The organism is Bacillota bacterium, assembly GCA_012839765.1.
GTDB lineage: Bacteria > Bacillota > Limnochordia > DUMW01 > DUMW01 > DUMW01.
Genome location: DUMW01000068.1, coordinates 53,372 through 72,397, shown reverse-complemented (window position 1 = coordinate 72,397; position 19,026 = coordinate 53,372). Strand labels below are relative to the sequence as shown.

The window sequence follows — 19,026 nt, the reverse complement described above, 5'->3', positions numbered from 1 at the left end:
TATGCCCCGCTTTCCCGCGAACCTATCGTCTGGCTCGGAAACCTTCTATGCTGATTATATCCTGCCCAAGTCCACCTGGCAAGGATTGTCAGAGAAGCGCCGCATCGTCCTGGGGTGGGAAAAGGCTCCAGAAGTTGCCCTCCCCTGGGCAAGGGTGTATAATGAAAACTAAGAGAATACTTGGCAGGGTCGGTGCGGGGTGTGTCTGGGTCCGGTGCCAGACATGCCTGGAATGCGTCAGCTACATGGATGCGCTTGGAGGGTTTGGTGTGAGTAGAGAGCAGAGTTTGAATCAACCTTTGGGCGGTGAGGAGAACTTTACCCTGGAGGATGTCCTTCCCACCCACGAGACTGGCTACGAGAAGACGGAAAACCGGGAACTTGTCCGGCAAGTGCTGAACGACTTGACGGAACCTCAGCTGACCTTCCTGAAGAAGCTGGCTTCCTGTATTGATCACCCTAGTTTTCTTACCGAGGATTGTTCGATCTGCGAGATCCGAGAGGGACTTTTGTCCATTACTAACAGGATCGGGGAGATCGCTGGGGTGAATAACTGCGCGTTTGTCTTGAAGGAGATTCTACATTTCCTAGCAAACTGTCGGTAGGACTTGCAAGGGAAACATACCAGTGGTATAATACATATGGAATTTGGTACGTTGCGACCAAGTTGTGGTTGGGATATATGTACTGAAGCTGAGCCTTGCAAAGAGTGGGTCGATACCCACTCTTTCGTATTTATTTGAAGGAGTGCGTGCAAATGAAGTCCAAGGACATTGTCGCTCTGGTGGAGCGGCTTTTTAGTGAGCACATCGATCCCCTTTTCGAGCTGGTGGATGTGGAGTTTAGCTCGGGCAGGAACGGTGTGGCATTGCGACTGTTTGTGGACAAACCAGGCGGTATCACCATTGATGATTGTCAAAGAATCAGCGAGATCCTGGGAGAACGTCTCGATGAGATTGACCCTATCCCCACCGCATACCAATTTGAAGTGTCCTCACCGGGCTTAGATCGTCCCCTAACGAAACTGCATCATTTCCAACGGGCGGTGGGCAACCAGGTGCGGGTGCGGACCTACGGTCCCATCGAAGGTCGGCGCAATTTCAAAGGCGAGCTGGTGCAGGTGGATGGGGAGACGTTACACATCGAAATTGATGGAATACTATACATGGTACCTTTGGAACAGGTAGCGAAGGCTAACTTGGTGTACGAGTTTTAAACAGGCCCCGAAGGTTGGAACTAGAGCGCGAATTTTTCGGAAGGAGTTATTGTCATGAACGTTGATTTGCTTGGAGCGCTAAAAGAACTGGAAAAGGAACGGGGTATCTCCCGGGCAGTCCTTTTTGAGGCCATTGAGGCGGCAATCCTGTCTGCTTATAAACGCCATTATGGAACAAGTGAAAATGCCTTTGTCACCATTGATGAGACCACCGGTAATATCCGGGTGTACGCTCGCAAAAGGGTGGTGGAGGAGGTCACGTCGGAGGAGACGGAGATCTCGTTGGAAGAGGCCAAACTGATCGATCCCCGCTATGAGCCTGATGATGTGATCGACATCGAGGTGACCCCCAAGGATTTTGGGCGGATCGCTGCGCAAAACGCCAAGCAAGTGGTGGTGCAACGGATCCGGGAGGCGGAGCGCAGTGCCATCTACGAGGAGTTTTCCAGTCGGGAAGGGGATATCGTCACCTGTGTGGTCTATCGGCATGAGGGCCCTAACGTTATCGTGGACCTGGGTAAGACCGAAGGCATCCTATTGCCATCGGATCAGATCCGCCATGAACCGTATAACCAAGGGGTGCGCTTGAAGGTGTACATCTCCGAGGTCCGCAAGACCACTAAGGGTCCCCAGGTTATTGTCTCCCGTACCCACCCCAATCTACTTAAACGACTGTTTGAGATGGAGGTGCCCGAAATCCACGAGGGAGTGGTGGAGATTAACGCCATTGCCCGGGAGGCGGGGTACCGGTCGAAGATCGCCGTATCTTCCCGGGATCCCCGGGTGGATCCAGTGGGGGCCTGTGTGGGCAACCGGGGGATGCGGGTCCAAACCATCGTACGGGAACTGCGGGGGGAGAAGATCGATATCATTCCCTATCATCCGGATCCCGGCTCCTTTGTGGCCCGGGCGTTGAGTCCCGCCAAGGTTTCCAAGGTGATCATTAACCTTAAGGAAAAACAGGCCCGGGCGGTGGTGCCGGATAATCAGTTGTCCCTGGCCATTGGTAAAGAAGGACAAAACGCGCGGCTGGCGGCGAAGCTTACCGGTTGGAAGATCGATATCAAGAGCGAAAGTGAAATGCAGGAGCTTGCCGCAAGGCAGATCTTCGGTAGCTTCACTTCCGAAGAGCCGGAGCAAGAGGCATCAATGGTGGAACCGGCGGGAGAGGTTTTGGAAGAAGAACTGGTGCCCGTCGTGGAGCTGCCTGAAGAGGAGCCCACAGAGGAGCCGGCAGAAGTAGTGGAACAGGAAGAGGTGGCAGTGGCCCCTGGACTTCCTGAGGAAGAGGAAGTGGAAACCGAGGAAACTGCGGTACCCGCAGCCGAGGAAGCGATTCCAGAGGACGAAGAGGGCGAAGAGACCGAAGGGGACTTTGATGAAGAGGCCTGGGACGATGAGGACCAGGAAGGGATGTCCTTGGCCATGCGGAAGTTTATGCAGCGGATGCAGGCGGCCAAGAAGATGCAAAAGACCCAGAAGAAGACCAAGGCCAAGGAACAGGAAAAGGAACAGGAACAGGCGGGCGAGAAGGTTATTCGCAGTCTAGCCGATTTGGATCCCAACGACTTTCGTTAAGTAAGGAGGGAGTTCCATGGGTGCAAAGAAGCGGGTTCCCCAACGGACTTGCATTGGGTGCAAGACCGTGAAGGATAAGCGGGAATTGGTCCGGATCGTCCGCACGCCCGAAGGAGAAGTTCTGATGGATTTGACGGGGAAACGTTCCGGCCGCGGCGCCTACATCTGCCCCTCGGAAGAGTGTTTGGAGCTGGTGATCAGCAAGAAGGGTATCGAGCGGGCTTTGGGACGGCAGCCCGACCCGGAGGAGCTGGCGGCTCTGCGTAAGACCATCCTCCGGGCGGATATCATCGGTCTGGGGAAGCGGGAGAGTTAGGGTGTCCCAACGGTTTTACAGTCTTTTGGGTTTTTGCCGGGCCGCTGGTAAGGTTTGCGCAGGATACAACACCTGCGAGCTGGCCATCAAGGGTGACCGGGCTCGGTTAGTGGTGATTGCCGAGGACGGGGCGCCGAATACCAAGGAGTACTTTTTCCAACTGGCCCAACACCGGTCTGTACCCGTGGTGGTGTACGGGACCAGTGAGGGTTTGGGCCGGGCCATCGGGAAAGGAAAACGGGTGGTGCTGTGCATCTTAGATCGGCATTTTGCGACGTCTTTGCTCCGTGCCGCTGGGGAGGAGGCAGAATGCTAGAGATGGAGGGCGAAAGCGGAATGTTGTGATTATAAGTTTTCACAGGGGTGATATACATGCAAAAAACGCGGATTTATGAGTTGGCGAAGGAACTAGGGATCTCCAGTAAGGAAATGGTGGAATTCCTAGATGATTTGGGTGCGGATGTGCGCAACCATATGAGTACTGTGGACGACGACGTTGCAGAATTGATTCGGGAACATTTCCAAGGGGAGGACGTGGAGGAGCAGTTGGAGGAAACCAAGGCTCCTAGGCGTCGGTCCGGAAAGCGTAGGCAAAAACGCCAAAGGACCAACGCGGCCTCTGCGCAGTCCCAGGACGCGCAATCCAGTGAGGATGAAAAGGTCGTTGTCCTGCCGAAAACCATCACCGTCCGGGAGTTGGCGGAGAAACTGAAGATGCGCCCGGCGGAGCTGATCAAGAAACTGATGGAACTTGGGGTAATGGCGGGTATTAACCAAGTGGTGGACTTTACCGCCGCGGAGGAAGTGGCCACCAAAGCTGGGTTCCTTGTCCTGCCGGAAGAGGCGGAAACCAAGATTGGTTTTGACAAGATGGCGGTGGACGCGGAGAAGCTAGAGCCCAGGCCTCCGGTGGTGACTATTCTGGGTCATGTGGATCACGGCAAGACCACCCTTCTAGATGCCATTCGTCAGACCAAGGTGACGGAAACCGAGGCGGGGGGCATTACCCAGCACATTGGTGCCTATCAGGTGGAGGTGCAAGGGAAGAAGATTACCTTCCTTGACACACCGGGGCACGAAGCTTTTACGGAGATGCGGGCCCGGGGTGCCCAGGTCACCGATATTGCCATCCTTGTGGTGGCAGCCGATGACGGGATTATGCCCCAGACGGTAGAGGCCATCAACCACGCCAAGGCCGCGAAGGTGCCCATCATCGTTGCCATCAACAAAAGCGACAAACCCACCGCCAATCCCGATCGGGTGAAACAACAGTTGACAGAATACGGTCTGGTGCCCGATGATTGGGGTGGAGACACGGTGACGGTTAATGTTTCCGCCCTGAAACGGGAGGGTCTGGACAATCTTTTGGAAATGATCCTGTTGGTGGCGGAGATGGAAGACTTCCGGGCTGATCCCTATCGTCCAGCTTTAGGTACGGTCATCGAAGCGGAACTAGACAAGGGCCGGGGTCCGGTGGCTACGGTACTGATTCGTCAAGGCACCCTGAAGCCGGGGGATTATATCGTATCTGGGGCCGTGGCGGGTAAAGTGCGGGCTTTGTTGGACCATCGGGGCCAGCGCTTGAACAGTGCCGGTCCATCCACACCGGTACAGGTGTTAGGTTTGTTCGATGTGCCCGAAGCCGGTGACACCTTTGAAGTAGTGGGCTCGGCCAAGGAGGCCAAGGACCTGGCAGAAAAGCGGCAGCAGGAACGACAGACCGAGGATTGGCGTTCCACCCGTTTGACTTTGTCGGATCTGTACCACCGGGTGAAGGAAGGTTCGGTGAAGGAGCTGCGCCTCATCGTGAAGGCCGACGTCCAAGGTTCCGTAGAGGCCCTGGTGAGTTCTCTACAGAAGCTGGCCACCGATGAAGTACGGGTTTCGGTGATCCACAGCGGTACCGGTGGTATTACCGAAAGTGACGTAAATCTGGCTGATGCTTCTGATGGGATTATCATTGGGTTTAACGTCCGGCCCGATGCCGCAGCCCGCCGTGCCGCAGAGCAGAAGGGTATCGATATTCGTCTGCACCGGGTGATCTACGAGGCTTTGGACGAGATCACCGCGGCTATGGAAGGCCTGTTGGAGCCCACCTACAAAGAAGTGGAGCTGGGCCAGGCGGAGGTGCGGGAGACCTTCAAGGTGCCCAAGGTGGGTGTGGTGGCCGGTTGTTACGTGAAAAGCGGCAAGATCACCCGCAATGCCAAAGCCCGGGTAATTCGGGACAATGTAGTGATTTTCGACGGCCAGGTGTCCTCTCTGCGGCGGTTTAAGGACGACGTACGAGAAGTGGGCACTGGCTATGAGTGTGGTATTGGTCTGGAGAATTTCCAGGATGTCAAGCCTGGGGATATTATCGAGACCTATGCCCTAGAGGAAGTAAAAAGAACGCTGAACTAGCAGGCGATGACGATGTTTGTGGCGGTGGCAAAGGTCCGGATCATCATGCAGCAGAATGACTCCTTGAAGGACAAACGGCGGGTGCTCAGCTCCATGACCCAAAGACTACGTGCTAAGTTCAACGTGGCTGTGGCGGAAGTGGAGCTGCAGGACGTGTGGCGGCAGGCGGTCCTGGGGATTGTGACTGTTAGCAGCTCCCCGTCCTTTGTTCGGGAGTCCTTGGATACGGTGGTACGTTTCATTGAGGGAAACTTCCCCGTGGAAGTGGCTGCCGTGACCATCGACGTGTTCTGATGGTGCCGAAGATTCAGCTGAAAGAGGAAGGGAGCTGGCTCTGATGACAATGCAACGGGTCGAAAAGGTTAGGGAAGCGATTCGACAGGAAGCCAGTGATATTATCATGCGCAACCTCAAGGATCCCCGGGTGGGATTTGTCACCGTTACCGATGTGGAGGTGACCGGTGATTTACGCCAGGTGAAGATCTTTGTTAGTGTCTATGGCGATGAAGAGGAGCGAAAAGCCACCATGGAGGGGCTTAAGTCGGCCACCGGCTTTGTGCGCAGTGAGCTGGGCAAAAGGATCCGGCTACGGCACACCCCAGAGGTGTCTTTTTGCTTCGACGAGTCCATTGAACGGGGGGCCCGTATCTTTTCTTTGCTGCGGGAGATCGAAGGCGACCAAGAAGGAAATAAGTCCGATGAATAGGTTACAGGGACAACTGCAAAGGATTGCTGCTTTCATAAACCAAGCCGATGACTTCCTGGTTTTCAGCCATGAGCGGCCCGATGCCGATAGCATAGGCTCCAGTTTGGCCTTAGCGGAGGCCCTGCGGACCTTGGGTAAAAGGGTGCGGGTGTTTCTGTCCCCCCAGCATCGGTATCAGTTTGCCCTGGGGGATGACCCTATCTACGGTGTCGAGGACCTCCCGACGGATCCTGGAGCCTGTCCTGTGATCGTGCTGGACGGTGAACCGGACCGGACCGGAGAGTTTGCGGACTTTACCCGGCGGGCCAAGGTGGTGGTGAATATTGACCACCATGCCAGCAACCGTGGACAAGGGCCCTATTACCTCATTGTCCCGGAGGCTTCGGCCTGTGCAGAGCTGGTCTACTATTTGATCGAGACTCTGGGGGTGCCCTTGAACCCGCGGATGGCTAACAGCCTCTACATGGCCATCGTGGGCGATACCGGCGGCTTTCGTTTTTCCAACACCAGCGCTCGGGTCTTGGAAATTGCGTCGCGGCTGGTGGCCGCGGGGGCAAGACCCGAGGAAGTGGCCACTAACCTCTTCATGCGGCGTCCCCTGGCATATTTCCGACTTTTGAGTTTGGCCCTTGGGCGAATGCGGATAGATGCCGAGGGGAAGGTGGTTTCCATGGTCGTCTCCCAGGAGGACCTAAGACAGACCGGAGCCGGGGAAGACGACCTGGAGGGTCTTGTGGATTATCCGCGGATGGTGGAAGGGGTGGAAGTGGCCCTGCTCTTTAAAGACTTAGGGGAGGGCACCGTGACCGTGAGCTTTCGTTCCACCGGGACGGTGGATGTAAGCAAGATTGCCGCAGAATTTGGCGGGGGCGGACACGTGAAGGCCTCCGGTTGTACGGTGAAGGGAAGTCTAGAGGAAGTATGTACCAAGGTGATTCAGCGGGTTTGTCAGGCTATTTGAACATATTGAAACCACCGGGGATGACTTCGGCGGATGTGGTGGCCTATGTGCGGAAGATTGCCAAGGTTAAGCGGGTGGGCCATGGGGGTACTCTGGATCCAGGGGCGGCGGGGGTTTTGCCCATCGCTATTGGGCCGGCCACCCGGTTGGTGGAGTACTTGCATCAGTGCTACAAGGCCTATCGGGCAGAGGTCACCTTTGGGGTGGTCACCGATACCTACGACGCCCAAGGGAAAATAGTGGCTGCCCAGCCCGGTTGCAAAGTGGCTGTCGCCCATTTGGAAAGGGCCCTAGATCAGTTTCGAGGAGAGATCGAACAAAGACCCCCGGCCCATTCGGCCCTGAAGGTGCAAGGAAGGCGGCTATACGAGCTGGCCCGGGAAGGTGTGGCGGTAGAAGCGAGATTACGTAAGGTGGAAATCCGGGAACTTCGGCTGGTGAAGCAGTTGTTGCCCGAGGAGGAATCTGTTTCCTCCTGTTTTCTCGATGTGGTTTGCTCCAGTGGTACCTATATCCGCTCCCTGTGTCATGATCTTGGTCAAGCTCTGGGCTGTGGAGCATACATGTCCTTTTTGGTGCGGACCCAGGTTGGTCCCTTTTCTTTGAATCAGAGCCTTTGTCTGGAAGAATTGACCGATCCCGAAAAGGTGTACAAGGCCCTGGTGGGGCCGGAAGTGGCGGTGGCTCACCTGCCGAAGATTGTGCTCAGCCCGGACCAAAGGGTGCGATTTGCCCATGGGAACGCCATCCCCCAAAGGGGGGCGTTTACACCGGGGGAGTACGGGGTATATGACGAAGAGGGCCAGTTGGTGGGGATCGGGATTATCCGGGAAAACCAGCTACAACCCAGAAAAGTATTTGCTAAGGATTGATGTTGTAATGTCAATGGATGTTGGACCAGTGGCGGCCCTCGGTATCTTTGATGGTGTTCACCTGGGACACCAGAAGATCCTGGAACAGACGGTGCTACGGGCCCGTCAGCTGAAAACGGAAGCTTTAGTCTTAACCTTCCATCCCCATCCCCAGGTGGTACTGGGCGGCGAGGGCCCGAAACTTATCACCACTTTGGAGGATCGCCAAGCCTTGATCCGCGGTTGTGGGATCCATCGGGTCTTGGTGGAGTCCTTTACCCCGTCCTTTGCCCAGCTAACCCCGGAAGAGTTCTTTACCGAGGTTATTGTGGGGAAATTGCAGGTGCGGGAAATTGTGGTGGGCTATGATTACACCTTCGGACAGGGTGGGGCGGGGAATGTGGAGACCTTACGAACCTTGGGGCAAGCCCAGGGCATCCAGGTCCATCGGGTATCACCGGTAGAGATTGCCGGCCGGAAAGTGTCCAGCACCCTGATCCGGGAACTGGTGACCCAGGGACAGGTGGAGAAGGCCAGAATCCTGCTGGGCCGGCCCTTTTTCCTCCGGGGGAAGGTGATCCACGGGGAAGGCCTGGCCCGGCAGTGGCGAGTGCCCACGGCCAATCTTGCGGTTTCCGAGGAGATCCTTTGGCCGATGGATGGGGTTTACCTTGCCACCGCGGAGATGTCTGCAGAGGGGGAGCTTCCTGCGATTGTGAGTATCGGAACCAAGCCTACCTTTGACGGTAGGGAGCGGGTGATCGAAGTCCACATCCTCGATCGGCAGTGGGACCTTTACGATAACCAGTTAACGGTCTTCTTCCACCGATTTGTTCGTCCCCAGCGCCGTTTTGGTTCCGAGGCGGAATTGTTTGCCCAGGTGCATCGGGACATTGCCGAGGCGCGGATCTTTTTTGCTACTCCTTCTAAGGTGGAATGCACCGGCGAATGATTGACGTAATCTCAAGGAGATAGTACAATTAATACGGATCGAGGAACCTTTAGCTAGGGATAACGAGCCCCTCGACGTTGTGCTTGGCTTAAGGGGATCCAGTCGACCAAGGGTCAATCCTTGGAAAGAGTAGGAGGTGAGGGAAGTTGTCGCTATCTAAGGAACGGAAGCAGGAGATTCTGAAAGAATTCCAAGTGCATGAAAATGATACCGGATCTCCCGAAGTACAGATCGCCTTGTTGACCGCGCAGATCAATGAGTTGACCACCCACTTGGTGAAACATAAAAACGATCATCATTCCCGGCGCGGCTTGTACAAGATGATCGGTCAGCGGAGAGGTTTACTCCGGTATCTCCGGAACAAAGATATTGAAAGATATCGGGCGATTACGGAGAAGCTAGGCATAAGGCAACAATAAGAGCGGGATTCCCCGCTCTTTTTCAAATGTAAGTTGCGAACAAAATACAGGAGGTAAAGGTATGAAAAAGTACACAGTTGATTACGGGGGCCGCCCCCTGGAAATGGAGGTGGATAGGGTAGCCGGTCAAGCCAATGGCAGCGTCCTGGTCAGGTACGGTGACACGGTATGCCTGGTCACTGCCACTATGTCTGCTGAGCCGAGGGAAGGCATCGACTTCTTCCCGCTCCTTGTGGACTACGAAGAGCGGATGTATGCCATCGGCCGCATTCCCGGCGGGTGGGGCCGACGGGAAGGAAAACCCGGGGAGGGGGCCATTCTCGCTGCTCGTATGATCGACCGTTGTCTACGTCCCCTCTTTCCTGACGGATTCTACAATGACGTCCACGTGGTGGCCACCATCCTCTCGGTGGACAATGATAACCCACCGGATCTAGCATCCCTCATGGGGGCATCCTTCGCCCTGATGATCTCGGATATCCCCTTCAATGGACCCATCGCCGGCGTGCGGGTGGGAAGAGTCAACGGCCAGTTTGTGATCAATCCCACCCTGGAGCAATGCGCCCGTTCGGATATGTCCATTACGGTGGCCGGGACCAGCGAAGCGGTGATCATGGTGGAAGCTGGTGCCAACGAGGTTCCAGAGGAGGATGTGCTCGAGGCCATACTCTTCGGCCACGAAGAGATCAAGAGGCTTTGCCAATTCCAGTTCCAGCCCCAGCAGGAAGTGGGCAAACCCAAGGTGGAGGTTCCCATCTACCAGGTGGATGCCGATTTGGAAGAGCAGGTTCGCAGCCGGGCCACGGAGCGGTTGCTCGCGGCTATCCAGAATCCGGATAAACTGAGCCGGGAGGCGAACATCAAGGCGGTTTGTGATGAAGTGTTGGAGGAATTCGCCGCCGAGCGTTCGGAGGAAGAATTCGAGGAGATAAAGAAGGATGTTTCCAGTATTTTGGACCTCATCGTCCGGGAAGAGGTCCGGCGGATGATCCTGGAGGAAGGGGTAAGACCCGACGGACGGGCCACCGATGAGATTCGGCCCATTTCGGCGGAAGTGGGGATCCTACCCAGAGCCCACGGTTCGGGACTCTTTACCCGTGGACAGACCCAAGTGCTCAACGTCTGTACCCTTGGGGTGAAATCCGATGAACAGGTACTGGATGATCTAGGCGACGAAGAGACCAAGCGCTATATCCATCACTACAATTTCCCACCCTACAGTGTGGGGGAGGCCAGACCCATCCGGGCACCGGGCCGTCGGGAGATCGGGCATGGCGCCTTGGCCGAACGGGCTCTGTTACCGGTGATTCCCGATGAGGCGGAGTTCCCCTATACACTGCGGTTGGTTTCTGAGGTGTTGGAATCCAACGGTTCCACCTCCCAAGCCAGTGTCTGTGCTTCCACTTTGTCCCTGATGGATGCCGGCGTACCCATCAAACGGCCAGTGGCCGGGATCGCCATGGGACTGATTAAGGAAGGCGAGAAATATGCCATCCTGTCGGACATCCAAGGTATGGAGGACTTCCTTGGCGATATGGACTTTAAGGTGGCCGGTACGGAAGTTGGTGTCACCGCCCTGCAGATGGATATCAAGATCCAGGGGATCAGCAGGGAGATCTTGCAACAGGCTTTGGAACAGGCCCGGAAAGGTCGGATGTTTATCCTGGGCAAGATGCTGGAGGCGATTTCGGCCCCCCGTCCCCAATTGTCCCCCTACGCTCCCCGTATCATCACCATGGAGATCCCCCCCGATAAGATCCGCGACGTCATCGGACCGGGTGGCAAGAACATCCGGAAGATCATCGATGAGACCAAAACCACCATCGACATTGAGGACGACGGTCGGGTGTTCATCTCTTCGGTGGATCAGGCCGGTGGGGAAGCGGCGAAGCTGGCGATTGAACGGATCGTGGCCGATGTGGAAGTGGGTCAGATCTACACCGGCGTGGTGAAACGTATTGCCAAGTTTGGTGCCTTTGTGGAGGTCCTGCCGGGCAAAGAGGGCCTTGTCCACATCTCACACCTGTCGCCAAAGCGGGTGAGCAAAGTGGAAGATGTGGTAAAAGAGGGCGACTCGGTGTTGGTGAAGGTGATCGAGATCGACCGGCAAGGGCGGATCAATTTGTCCATGAAGGATGCCCTTCCATTGGGAGAAAACGGCAAGTCCTAACTTCTAACAACTAAAGCAGGTGTTTATGCCTGCTTTACCCCATTCCCTGATTCCCTAGCAATAAGGAATCCGGGAAATTTTTTTGCCCAAAACCAGCCTCGAACCACTGTCCGTCGCCTGTCTTGTAATCTGTTTCCGGTTGGTTTATAGTTTTAAAAGAGAGGAGTTGCTGGAGATGGCAAAGATCACAGTAGATCGAGAACGCTGTAAAGGCTGTAGCCTGTGTATTGCGTTCTGTCCACAGAAAATCCTGGAACTGGAAACAACAACCAATGCCAAGGGCTATCATCCGGCAGCCTTGGTGGATGAAGAGCGGTGTACCGGATGTGCCCAATGTGCCACGATGTGTCCGGACATCTGTATCGAAGTGTACCGGTAGTCTTTGGAGGTGTCGGCTTGAAACGGGTATTGATGAAAGGTAACGAAGCACTGGCCCGGGGCGCTGTTGCTGCCGGGTGTCGATATTTTTTCGGGTACCCCATTACCCCGCAAAATGAGATCCCCACGTACATGGCGGAGGTCCTCCCGAAGCTGGGGGGTGTCTACCTGCAGGCGGAAAGTGAGATCGGAGCCATCAATATGATTTACGGCGCCGCAGGCTGTGGCAAAATGGCGATGACTTCCTCTTCCGGTCCTGGGTTGAGCCTGAAACAGGAGGGGATTTCCTACCTTTGTGGAGCCGAGTTGCCCTGCGTCATTGTGAACATCCAGCGTTGTGGTCCTGGTCTGGGTGGCGTATTGGCCAGCCAGGGGGACTATTTCCAGGCCACCCGGGGTGGCGGACATGGTGATTACCGGACCCTGGTGCTGGCTCCGGCCACCGCGCAGGAAATGTACGACCTGGCTTGGGATGCCTTTACCATTGCCTTTCGGTATCGTAATCCCGTGGTAATCCTGGGTGATGGGATCCTGGGTCAGATGATGGAGCCGGTGGCATTGGTGGAAAGGCCGCCGGTGGATCCGGGTAATCTAGATTGGGCCACCACCATGGCCAAGGGGCGGTCGAAACGCTTGATCAACTCCCTGTATATCGATCCGGTGGAATTGGAGCAACATAACCGGAAACTGGCCGCGAAATACGAACGGATGAAGCGGGAAGAGGTCCGCTTTGAAGAGGTCGGCATGGATGATGCGGAGATCTGTGTAGTGGCCTATGGGATCGTGGCCCGGATCGTTCGTTCCGCCGTGGCCCGGGCCCGGGCCCAAGGGATGAAGGTGGGTATGATCCGTCCCATTACCCTGTTCCCCTTCCCTGAGGAAGTGATCTACCGTCGGGCCGAGCAGGTTAAACTGTTCCTCACGGTGGAACTGAGCACGGGGCAGATGGTGGAAGACGTGCGTCTAGCGGTGGCGGGACGTCGGCCTGTGGAGTTTTACGGGCGGCAGGGCGGTATGGTACCTACACCTAAGGAGATCCTGGAGCAGATTGAAAGATTGGGGGCAATTTCGTGAAGAAAGTGTTCGAAAGACCGCGTAGCCTGGCGGACATCCCATTCCACTATTGCCCAGGCTGTACCCATGGAATCATTCATCGGTTGGTAGCCACGGCCATTGATGACCTAGGCATTCAGGAACAGACCATCGGAGTGGCTTCGGTGGGTTGTTCAGTGTTCACATACAATTACTTCGATGTAGACATGCAGGCCGCGTCCCACGGGCGGGCACCCGCGGTGGCGACGGGGGTGAAACGGGCGATCCCCGAGGCCATTGTCTTTGCCTACCAAGGAGACGGGGACCTGGCTTCCATCGGTACCGCGGAATTCGTCCATGCCGCGGCCAGGGGAGAGAAGATCACGATTATCTTCGTGAACAACGCCATCTACGCGATGACCGGTGGACAGATGGCCCCCACCACCCTGTTGGGCCAAAAGACCACCACCTCCCCCGCAGGCCGTAGCATCGACCGGGAGGGTTACCCGGTGCAGGTTTGTGAGATGCTGGCCAGTTTCCCGGGGGTGGCCTATCTGGAACGGGTGTCGGTCCATGAGCCCCGGGCGGTACGCCGCGCCCAGCGGGCCATTACCAATGCCTTCAAAGCCCAACAGGCGGGCCTGGGTTTTTCCCTGATTGAGGTCCTCTCCACCTGTTCGGTGAATTGGCAAATGCCTCCTCTGAAGGCCCTGGAATGGTTGAAGGAGAACATGTTGGAGTATTACCCGGCGAAGAATTTCGTCAATAAGCTGGAACAGGGGGGGACGGACGGTGCTGCATGAGGTGATTATCGCTGGATTTGGTGGACAAGGGGTCCTACTATGCGGGCAACTGATCGCCCATGCGGGTATGGAAGCAGGATACAACGTGACTTGGTATCCCTCCTATGGACCAGAGATGCGGGGCGGTACCTGCAACTGCTCCGTGGTGGTTTCCTCGGATGTGGTGGGTTCGCCGGTGGTCAGTGAGGCTTCCGCTCTGTTGGTGTTCAACAAACCTTCCTTGGACAAGTTTGAGAATGCGGTACAGCCCGGTGGGTTGGTTTTTATCAACAGTTCCCTGGTGGATCGGCAACCGAAACGGGAAGACGTTACAGTGTACAACGTGCCGGCCAATGCCATCGCCGATGGATTGGGCTCGAGCTTGGTCGCCAATATGGTGATGCTGGGTGCCTTCTTGGAAGCCACGGACCTTTTGGCCGACGAGTTGGTGGAGGTGGCCTTAAAGGAGATCCTGCCCGAACGGCGTCATCACCTGTTGCCCTTGAATATGCAGGCAGTGGCCGCCGGCCGGAAAGTGGTGAGGGAGCATGGAAAATAAAGGGTATGTGGATGCGGCGAGGCTAAAAAGAGTGTTTTTGGAGATGGTACACATTAACAGCCCCGCCTATCAAGAGGCGGAGCTGGCGGACTTTGTGCAAAGGGAGCTGGAAGGGTTGGGGCTTAAGGTGAGCCAAGGCCCTCCTATCACCGGGGGCAACTGCGGCAATGTCCTGGGAGAACTGCCCGGTAGCGGTAGGGCCATTCTCCTTTCGGCCCACATGGATACGGTGGCCCCCACGGCGGGGATCGTCTGTCTGGAGGAGGACGGGGTGGTGCGCACCGACGGCCGGACCATCCTGGGTGCCGATGACAAGGCCGGTATTGCCGCGATCCTCGAGGCTTTGCGGGTGGTGGTGGAATACCAGCTGCCTCATCCCACCGTCTACGTTCTTTTCACCGTGGCCGAAGAGGTTGGCCTGTTGGGGGCAAGGGCCTGCGAACCGCTTCCGTCCATCGACTATGGTTACGTGTTGGACAGCGACGGGCCGCCGGGTACCATTGTCAACGGTGCGCCCTATCACTGTGATTGGCGGGTGGTGGTACACGGTAAGGCGGCCCATGCAGGGGTAGCGCCGGAAGAGGGGATCAACGCCATCGCCGTGGCCGCCGCAGCCCTAAGCAAGATGTCCTTTGGACGTTTGAGTCCCGAGACCACTTGCAATGTGGGTATCATCGAGGGCGGACAGGCCAGAAACATTGTCCCCGATACGGTAAAGATCGTGGGTGAAGTACGTAGTTTCCGGAAGGATGAGGTAAAGACCCAGATTGATCAAATGCGCGCGATCTGGGAGGAAACCACCAAAGCCTTCGGTGCCACCTACTGTTTTGATGTGGAAGAATCCTACGGAGGCTATGTGCTCCCGGAGGAGCACCCTGCCATTGCTGTGGCCAAGGAGGCAGCCCTCCGGGTGGGGGCCACGCCTACGATCCGGCGTAGCGGGGGCGGCAGTGATGCCAATATCTTTAACACCATGGGCATCCCCACGGTGCCCTTAGGTTTTGCGGCCCGGGGGGTCCATTCCAAGGAAGAATCCATCGATCTGGCGGACCTGAAACAGGTGGCGGAGCAGGTGGTGGAGATCATTCGTCTTTCGGCGGACTGAGGGGGGACCTTTGTGATTAGGATTCGACGTGCACGGGTGTTGTCCGTGGATGAACGCCATGTGGGTTACAGCAAGCTCACGGTCCAAGTGGGCGAGGAAAAGCAACAGGCGATCAATTACGACTTCTTGACCGGTAGCGTCGGCCAGGGGGATTTTGTAATCCTGAACACCACCGCGGTGCACGCAGGGGTGGGTAGTGGGGGATACCACTTTGTGATCTATGTGGAGGGAAACGATTACCTCAACAGCCCCGAGGAAGGCCACATCTTCAAACTACGCTACACGCCCCAGCAGATCAAGGTCCAGGTTGCCGAGGAAGAGGAAAGCCCCACCCATGATCTAGTGGCCAATTGTGCTGATCTTGCAGGGTTGCCGGTGCTGGCCGGTGCCTTGCATTCCCAACTGACCCCCGCGGTCTTGGGGATCCGGGCCTTCGCTCCACCCCAGACCAGGATCGCCTACATCATGACCGATGGGGGGTGCCTTCCCCTGGCCTTCAGCCAGCAGGTTCGATTCCTAAAGGAAAAGGGATTAATTGATGCCACGATTACCTGTGGTCACGCCTTTGGGGGTGACTATGAGGCGGTGAATATCTACAGTGCCCTCATCGTGGCAAAGGCTGTGGCCAAAGCCGACTATGCTATTGTCTGTATGGGACCTGGGATAGTGGGTACCAACACGAAGTGGGGTACCACCGCTTTGGAACAAGCCAGTATTTTACATGCCGTATCCACCCTAAAGGGGATTCCCATTGCGATCCTGCGGCTTAGTTTTGCCGATCCCCGTCCCCGGCACTATGGGGTGAGTCACCACACCCTGACGGTGCTGTCCCAGGGGGTGCATGTGCCGGTCCATGTGGCCTTGCCCCAACTGGAAGGGGAGAGGCGGGCCCACGTCTATAGCCAACTGGAAGGGGCGGGATTGACGAGTCGGCACCAGATCACGGAGCTGGCCACCGATTTCCTCACCGGGTATCTGGAGGAATATGGCCATTTGCTCAATACCATGGGGCGCTCCTATGGCCAGGATCCGGAGTTTTTCATGGCCGCGGCCGCTTCGGGGGCTTTGGCTGTGAGTTTGGCCCAGCCAAGTCCTCCTAAGGGGGAGAGGACCTAGGGTGCGGGAGTATCGGGTGGACTTGCATGTCCATGTGGGCTATGCCCATGCTGGGCAGGTGGTGAAAATCCCTGCCGGTAAGGATCTGACGGTGCGGGGGATTGTCCAGGAGGTTTTGGATCGGTCTCAGGTGGAGATCCTCGGGATCGTGGATTGCGGCAGCCCCCTGGTTTTGGAGGACCTTAGGGAGCTTTTGGAAGCAGGCTGGGGCAGGCCCCTGCCCGGCGGAGGACTGTGTTTTGCCGAAAGGCTCACGGTGTTACTGGGAGTGGAAGTGGAATTGGCGGTGGGCCAGGGGTTTGCCCACTGGCTAGCCTATTTTCCCACCTTGGAAAAACTGCAGGTCTTCTGTGATCGTTTGTCACCCATGGTGACCAATCCCAATTTGAGCACCCAAAGGGTACACACCTCCGCTCCCCAGTTTGCACAGCTAGTGGCCAGTTGTCAGGGGATCCTGATCCCCGCCCACATCTTCACGCCCTTCAAGAGTGTCTACGGTTCCTGCGGTAGTAGTATCGCCGCGGCCTTTGGTTCCGGTGCCCAGGTGGCAGCGGTGGAGCTGGGCCTTAGTGCCGACACGGATCTGGCGGATCAGTTCTTGGAGCTACACCGATATACTTTTCTCAGCAATTCCGATGCCCATTCCCTGGAGACCATCGGCCGAGAGTACAACCGATGTCTACTGGACCAACCTGATTTCACTGAGTTAGTGCGGGCCTTGGCCCGGGACAAGGGGCGGCGGGTGGTGGGCAATTTTGGCCTGGACCCCGCCTTAGGGAAGTACCACCGGACCTTTTGTCGGGAATGTGGACAGATTGGATCCGAAGGTTGCCATCACCGCCGGAAGGTGCAGGGAGTGTACGATTACATTGAAGGGATGAAGGATCTGTCCCAACCAAAGCATCCCGCATTTCGCCCTCCCTATTACTACCGCTATCCCCTCAGTTACATCCCGGGAATCGGGGCGAAAACCCGGGAACGACTGTTGGCCGCCTTTCCCAACGAAGAATACATCCTCCGGCAAGCCACCGCGACGGAGTTGACCGCCGTGGCCGGAAACCTAGTGGCCCGCAGGATCCTGATGATCCGAGAGGGAGACTTCCGGCTTCAGCCAGGGGCCGGGGGGCGCTATGGACGAATACTGTTGGATGTCTAGGGGTTTAAAAAGGCGAAGTGGTCTGTTTCAGTGTCACAAAGGCTTTTGCGGAGTCAGGTTTCCGTTTTCCTAGGCCAATACTGAAAAGAACAGCGTCTACTCGCCTACAGGTCCTCAAATTTCACAGATGGCCCGGGTGTTTCCCATTCCTTTAATAGTAGGATCTTCCATTCTCGCTATTTAAGTAACCCATTTGTTCAGCGTCTACCGGAACCACCAGTTTTCACCCTTGGCCTGAGTTACCTCTTAAAGCCCTGGGGGTCCCGGTTCAGTAGTTTCCCAACCTACGGATTTCCTTGCCCGAGGACCGCCGGATCACCTGCTGCTGGATCGTCTAATCTTGGACTGGCCTGCATAGATATATTATGGACAGGACTTCACAAGGGGGATTGGACGGCCTTGAGCAGGAGAACCGAGCTTCTTATCCGGAACTATATCCTGACGCGTCGTGTTGCTTTACTGTTTATGAGTATCATTTGCCTGATGGGCTTTGTCTTCGGGGTCATCGCAATTAACACGGTGGAACCGGGTTACAAGGAAGAGCTATCCGGGTTCTGGGCGGGGTTTTTGGAAAGCCCGGCGGTTACCAGGGGGAACACCGCCTTTTTGCGGTCCCTGATGTACAATATAGTCTTTACTACGCTGCTTATCTGGGTGCTTGGGCTTACCATCATCGGTAGTCCTTTGATCGTTCTGATCGTCTTCCTGCGTGGATTCGTTCTAGGCTTTACCGGTGGTTTCATTGTGCAACAGATGAGCTGGCGGGGGATCCTCTTTTCGTTGGGAACCATTGGCCCCCATAATCTGCTGATCATCCCTGTGATTATCCTTGTGGCTACCTCTTCGGTCACCTTTTCCCTTGCTGCCCTGAAGATGCTCATTTCCAAAGATCGCTCTACGATGTTTCCCCAGTTTGTCCTTAACCTTTTACATCTTTTGGTGGGTTGCGCGTTCCTGGTACTTGGGGCCTTGGTTGAGGCCCATCTTACCCCGGTGATTATGGAGGGGCTTTCCAGTTGGCTGGCATCGGTGGATTTTGAAACCACTGCCATCGGCAAGGTACTGTTGTGGCTAAGGTAAGCCGGGACCGGCTCACCCAGAAGAAACCCTATGAAACAGAGCATCGGCACAGGATGAGGGTTTTGTATCCCGTGCCGATCCTTTGTGTGAATACAGGTATGGCCAAGCGGTGCCAGGACGCTTTCACGGTAGACAAAGGTTCCTTTGGGCGGATGTTTTGCACAGTTGGTCATTAGCCTATAGACCAAGCTTCTTTAGGGAACAGCCGAAGGCAAACGATCTGCCGGGGTTTGCCATGTTTTCAAG

At 56.2% G+C, this 19,026-nt stretch carries 21 protein-coding genes; all 21 read left to right on the top strand.

Going from position 1 to position 19,026, the window contains the following annotated elements:
- The first annotated feature begins 287 nt into the window (after positions 1–287).
- The 21 genes from GXX57_07065 (at position 288) to spoIIM (ending at position 18,780) form a co-directional block, all read left to right on the top strand.
- The gene (locus GXX57_07065) at positions 288–605 is read left to right on the top strand and encodes a hypothetical protein (protein ID HHV44411.1); all 318 of its coding nucleotides are present in this window, start codon (positions 288–290) and stop codon (positions 603–605) included.
- 152 nt (positions 606–757) lie between these two features.
- Positions 758–1,216, top strand: a complete 459-nt coding sequence (locus tag GXX57_07060) for a ribosome maturation factor RimP (GenBank protein HHV44410.1) — start codon at positions 758–760, stop codon at positions 1,214–1,216.
- 54 nt (positions 1,217–1,270) lie between these two features.
- Positions 1,271–2,794 carry a transcription termination/antitermination protein NusA gene (gene nusA, locus GXX57_07055; GenBank protein ID HHV44409.1) on the top strand — a complete coding sequence of 508 codons (1,524 nt, stop codon included), beginning with the start codon at positions 1,271–1,273 and terminating at the stop codon, positions 2,792–2,794.
- A 16-nt stretch (positions 2,795–2,810) separates the two neighbouring features.
- A complete protein-coding gene (locus GXX57_07050) occupies positions 2,811–3,110 on the top strand; it encodes a YlxR family protein (GenBank protein ID HHV44408.1) in 300 nt (99 codons plus the stop codon).
- Position 3,111: 1 nt separating this feature from the next.
- Positions 3,112–3,426, top strand: a complete 315-nt coding sequence (locus GXX57_07045; protein HHV44407.1) for a 50S ribosomal protein L7ae — start codon at positions 3,112–3,114, stop codon at positions 3,424–3,426.
- Between the two features lie 56 nt (positions 3,427–3,482).
- Positions 3,483–5,513 (top strand): translation initiation factor IF-2, encoded by a 2,031-nt coding sequence (gene infB / locus GXX57_07040; GenBank protein HHV44406.1) that lies wholly within the window; start codon positions 3,483–3,485, stop codon positions 5,511–5,513.
- 6 nt (positions 5,514–5,519) lie between these two features.
- On the top strand, positions 5,520–5,807 hold the full coding sequence (locus GXX57_07035) for a DUF503 domain-containing protein (GenBank protein ID HHV44405.1): 288 nt from the start codon (positions 5,520–5,522) through the stop codon (positions 5,805–5,807).
- 43 nt (positions 5,808–5,850) lie between these two features.
- Positions 5,851–6,219, top strand: coding sequence for a 30S ribosome-binding factor RbfA (gene rbfA / locus GXX57_07030; protein ID HHV44404.1), 369 nt, complete (start codon positions 5,851–5,853; stop codon positions 6,217–6,219).
- Positions 6,212–7,180: a bifunctional oligoribonuclease/PAP phosphatase NrnA gene (locus GXX57_07025; GenBank protein ID HHV44403.1), complete on the top strand. Its 969-nt coding sequence runs from the start codon at positions 6,212–6,214 to the stop codon at positions 7,178–7,180. Before rbfA ends, GXX57_07025 begins: the two co-directional genes overlap by 8 nt.
- Entirely contained in the window at positions 7,141–8,052 is a 912-nt protein-coding gene (gene truB / locus GXX57_07020; protein HHV44402.1) for a tRNA pseudouridine(55) synthase TruB, read from the top strand. Before GXX57_07025 ends, truB begins: the two co-directional genes overlap by 40 nt.
- Positions 8,053–8,065: 13 nt before the next feature.
- Positions 8,066–8,983 (top strand): bifunctional riboflavin kinase/FAD synthetase, encoded by a 918-nt coding sequence (locus tag GXX57_07015; GenBank protein HHV44401.1) that lies wholly within the window; start codon positions 8,066–8,068, stop codon positions 8,981–8,983.
- 146 nt (positions 8,984–9,129) lie between these two features.
- On the top strand, positions 9,130–9,402 hold the full coding sequence (rpsO, locus tag GXX57_07010) for a 30S ribosomal protein S15 (protein ID HHV44400.1): 273 nt from the start codon (positions 9,130–9,132) through the stop codon (positions 9,400–9,402).
- Positions 9,403–9,463: 61 nt separating this feature from the next.
- Entirely contained in the window at positions 9,464–11,572 is a 2,109-nt protein-coding gene (gene pnp / locus GXX57_07005; GenBank protein ID HHV44399.1) for a polyribonucleotide nucleotidyltransferase, read from the top strand.
- Positions 11,573–11,747: 175 nt separating this feature from the next.
- Entirely contained in the window at positions 11,748–11,951 is a 204-nt protein-coding gene (locus tag GXX57_07000; GenBank protein ID HHV44398.1) for a 4Fe-4S binding protein, read from the top strand.
- Positions 11,952–11,968: 17 nt separating this feature from the next.
- Entirely contained in the window at positions 11,969–13,024 is a 1,056-nt protein-coding gene (locus tag GXX57_06995) for a 3-methyl-2-oxobutanoate dehydrogenase subunit VorB (GenBank protein HHV44397.1), read from the top strand.
- Positions 13,021–13,785, top strand: coding sequence for a 2-oxoglutarate oxidoreductase (locus tag GXX57_06990; GenBank protein HHV44396.1), 765 nt, complete (start codon positions 13,021–13,023; stop codon positions 13,783–13,785). The genes GXX57_06995 and GXX57_06990 overlap by 4 nt, the downstream gene beginning before the upstream one ends.
- Positions 13,775–14,323, top strand: a complete 549-nt coding sequence (locus GXX57_06985; GenBank protein HHV44395.1) for a 2-oxoacid:ferredoxin oxidoreductase subunit gamma — start codon at positions 13,775–13,777, stop codon at positions 14,321–14,323. Before GXX57_06990 ends, GXX57_06985 begins: the two co-directional genes overlap by 11 nt.
- Positions 14,313–15,428, top strand: a complete 1,116-nt coding sequence (locus GXX57_06980; protein HHV44394.1) for a M20/M25/M40 family metallo-hydrolase — start codon at positions 14,313–14,315, stop codon at positions 15,426–15,428. Before GXX57_06985 ends, GXX57_06980 begins: the two co-directional genes overlap by 11 nt.
- 12 nt (positions 15,429–15,440) lie before the next feature.
- Entirely contained in the window at positions 15,441–16,544 is a 1,104-nt protein-coding gene (locus GXX57_06975) for a DUF3866 family protein (GenBank protein ID HHV44393.1), read from the top strand.
- A gap of 1 nt (position 16,545) precedes the next feature.
- Positions 16,546–17,700 (top strand): hypothetical protein, encoded by a 1,155-nt coding sequence (locus GXX57_06970; GenBank protein ID HHV44392.1) that lies wholly within the window; start codon positions 16,546–16,548, stop codon positions 17,698–17,700.
- A gap of 399 nt (positions 17,701–18,099) precedes the next feature.
- Positions 18,100–18,780: a stage II sporulation protein M gene (gene spoIIM / locus GXX57_06965; protein HHV44391.1), complete on the top strand. Its 681-nt coding sequence runs from the start codon at positions 18,100–18,102 to the stop codon at positions 18,778–18,780.
- Positions 18,781–19,026 lie beyond the last annotated feature (246 nt).

Excerpts from the sequence above, each read along its gene's own strand:
- GXX57_07015 (HHV44401.1), top strand. The coding sequence starts at position 8,066 with ATGGATGTTGGACCAGTGGCGGCCCTCGGTATCTTTGATGGTGTTCAC.
- GXX57_07035 (HHV44405.1), top strand. The coding sequence starts at position 5,520 with ATGACGATGTTTGTGGCGGTGGCAAAGGTCCGGATCATCATGCAGCAG.
- nusA (HHV44409.1), top strand. The coding sequence starts at position 1,271 with ATGAACGTTGATTTGCTTGGAGCGCTAAAAGAACTGGAAAAGGAACGG.
- pnp (HHV44399.1), top strand. The coding sequence starts at position 9,464 with ATGAAAAAGTACACAGTTGATTACGGGGGCCGCCCCCTGGAAATGGAG.
- GXX57_06980 (HHV44394.1), top strand. The coding sequence starts at position 14,313 with ATGGAAAATAAAGGGTATGTGGATGCGGCGAGGCTAAAAAGAGTGTTT.
- rbfA (HHV44404.1), top strand. The coding sequence starts at position 5,851 with ATGACAATGCAACGGGTCGAAAAGGTTAGGGAAGCGATTCGACAGGAA.
- GXX57_07060 (HHV44410.1), top strand. The coding sequence starts at position 758 with ATGAAGTCCAAGGACATTGTCGCTCTGGTGGAGCGGCTTTTTAGTGAG.
- GXX57_07025 (HHV44403.1), top strand. The coding sequence starts at position 6,212 with ATGAATAGGTTACAGGGACAACTGCAAAGGATTGCTGCTTTCATAAAC.
- GXX57_07050 (HHV44408.1), top strand. The coding sequence starts at position 2,811 with ATGGGTGCAAAGAAGCGGGTTCCCCAACGGACTTGCATTGGGTGCAAG.
- truB (HHV44402.1), top strand. The coding sequence starts at position 7,141 with ATGTACCAAGGTGATTCAGCGGGTTTGTCAGGCTATTTGAACATATTG.
- infB (HHV44406.1), top strand. The coding sequence starts at position 3,483 with ATGCAAAAAACGCGGATTTATGAGTTGGCGAAGGAACTAGGGATCTCC.
- GXX57_07000 (HHV44398.1), top strand. The coding sequence starts at position 11,748 with ATGGCAAAGATCACAGTAGATCGAGAACGCTGTAAAGGCTGTAGCCTG.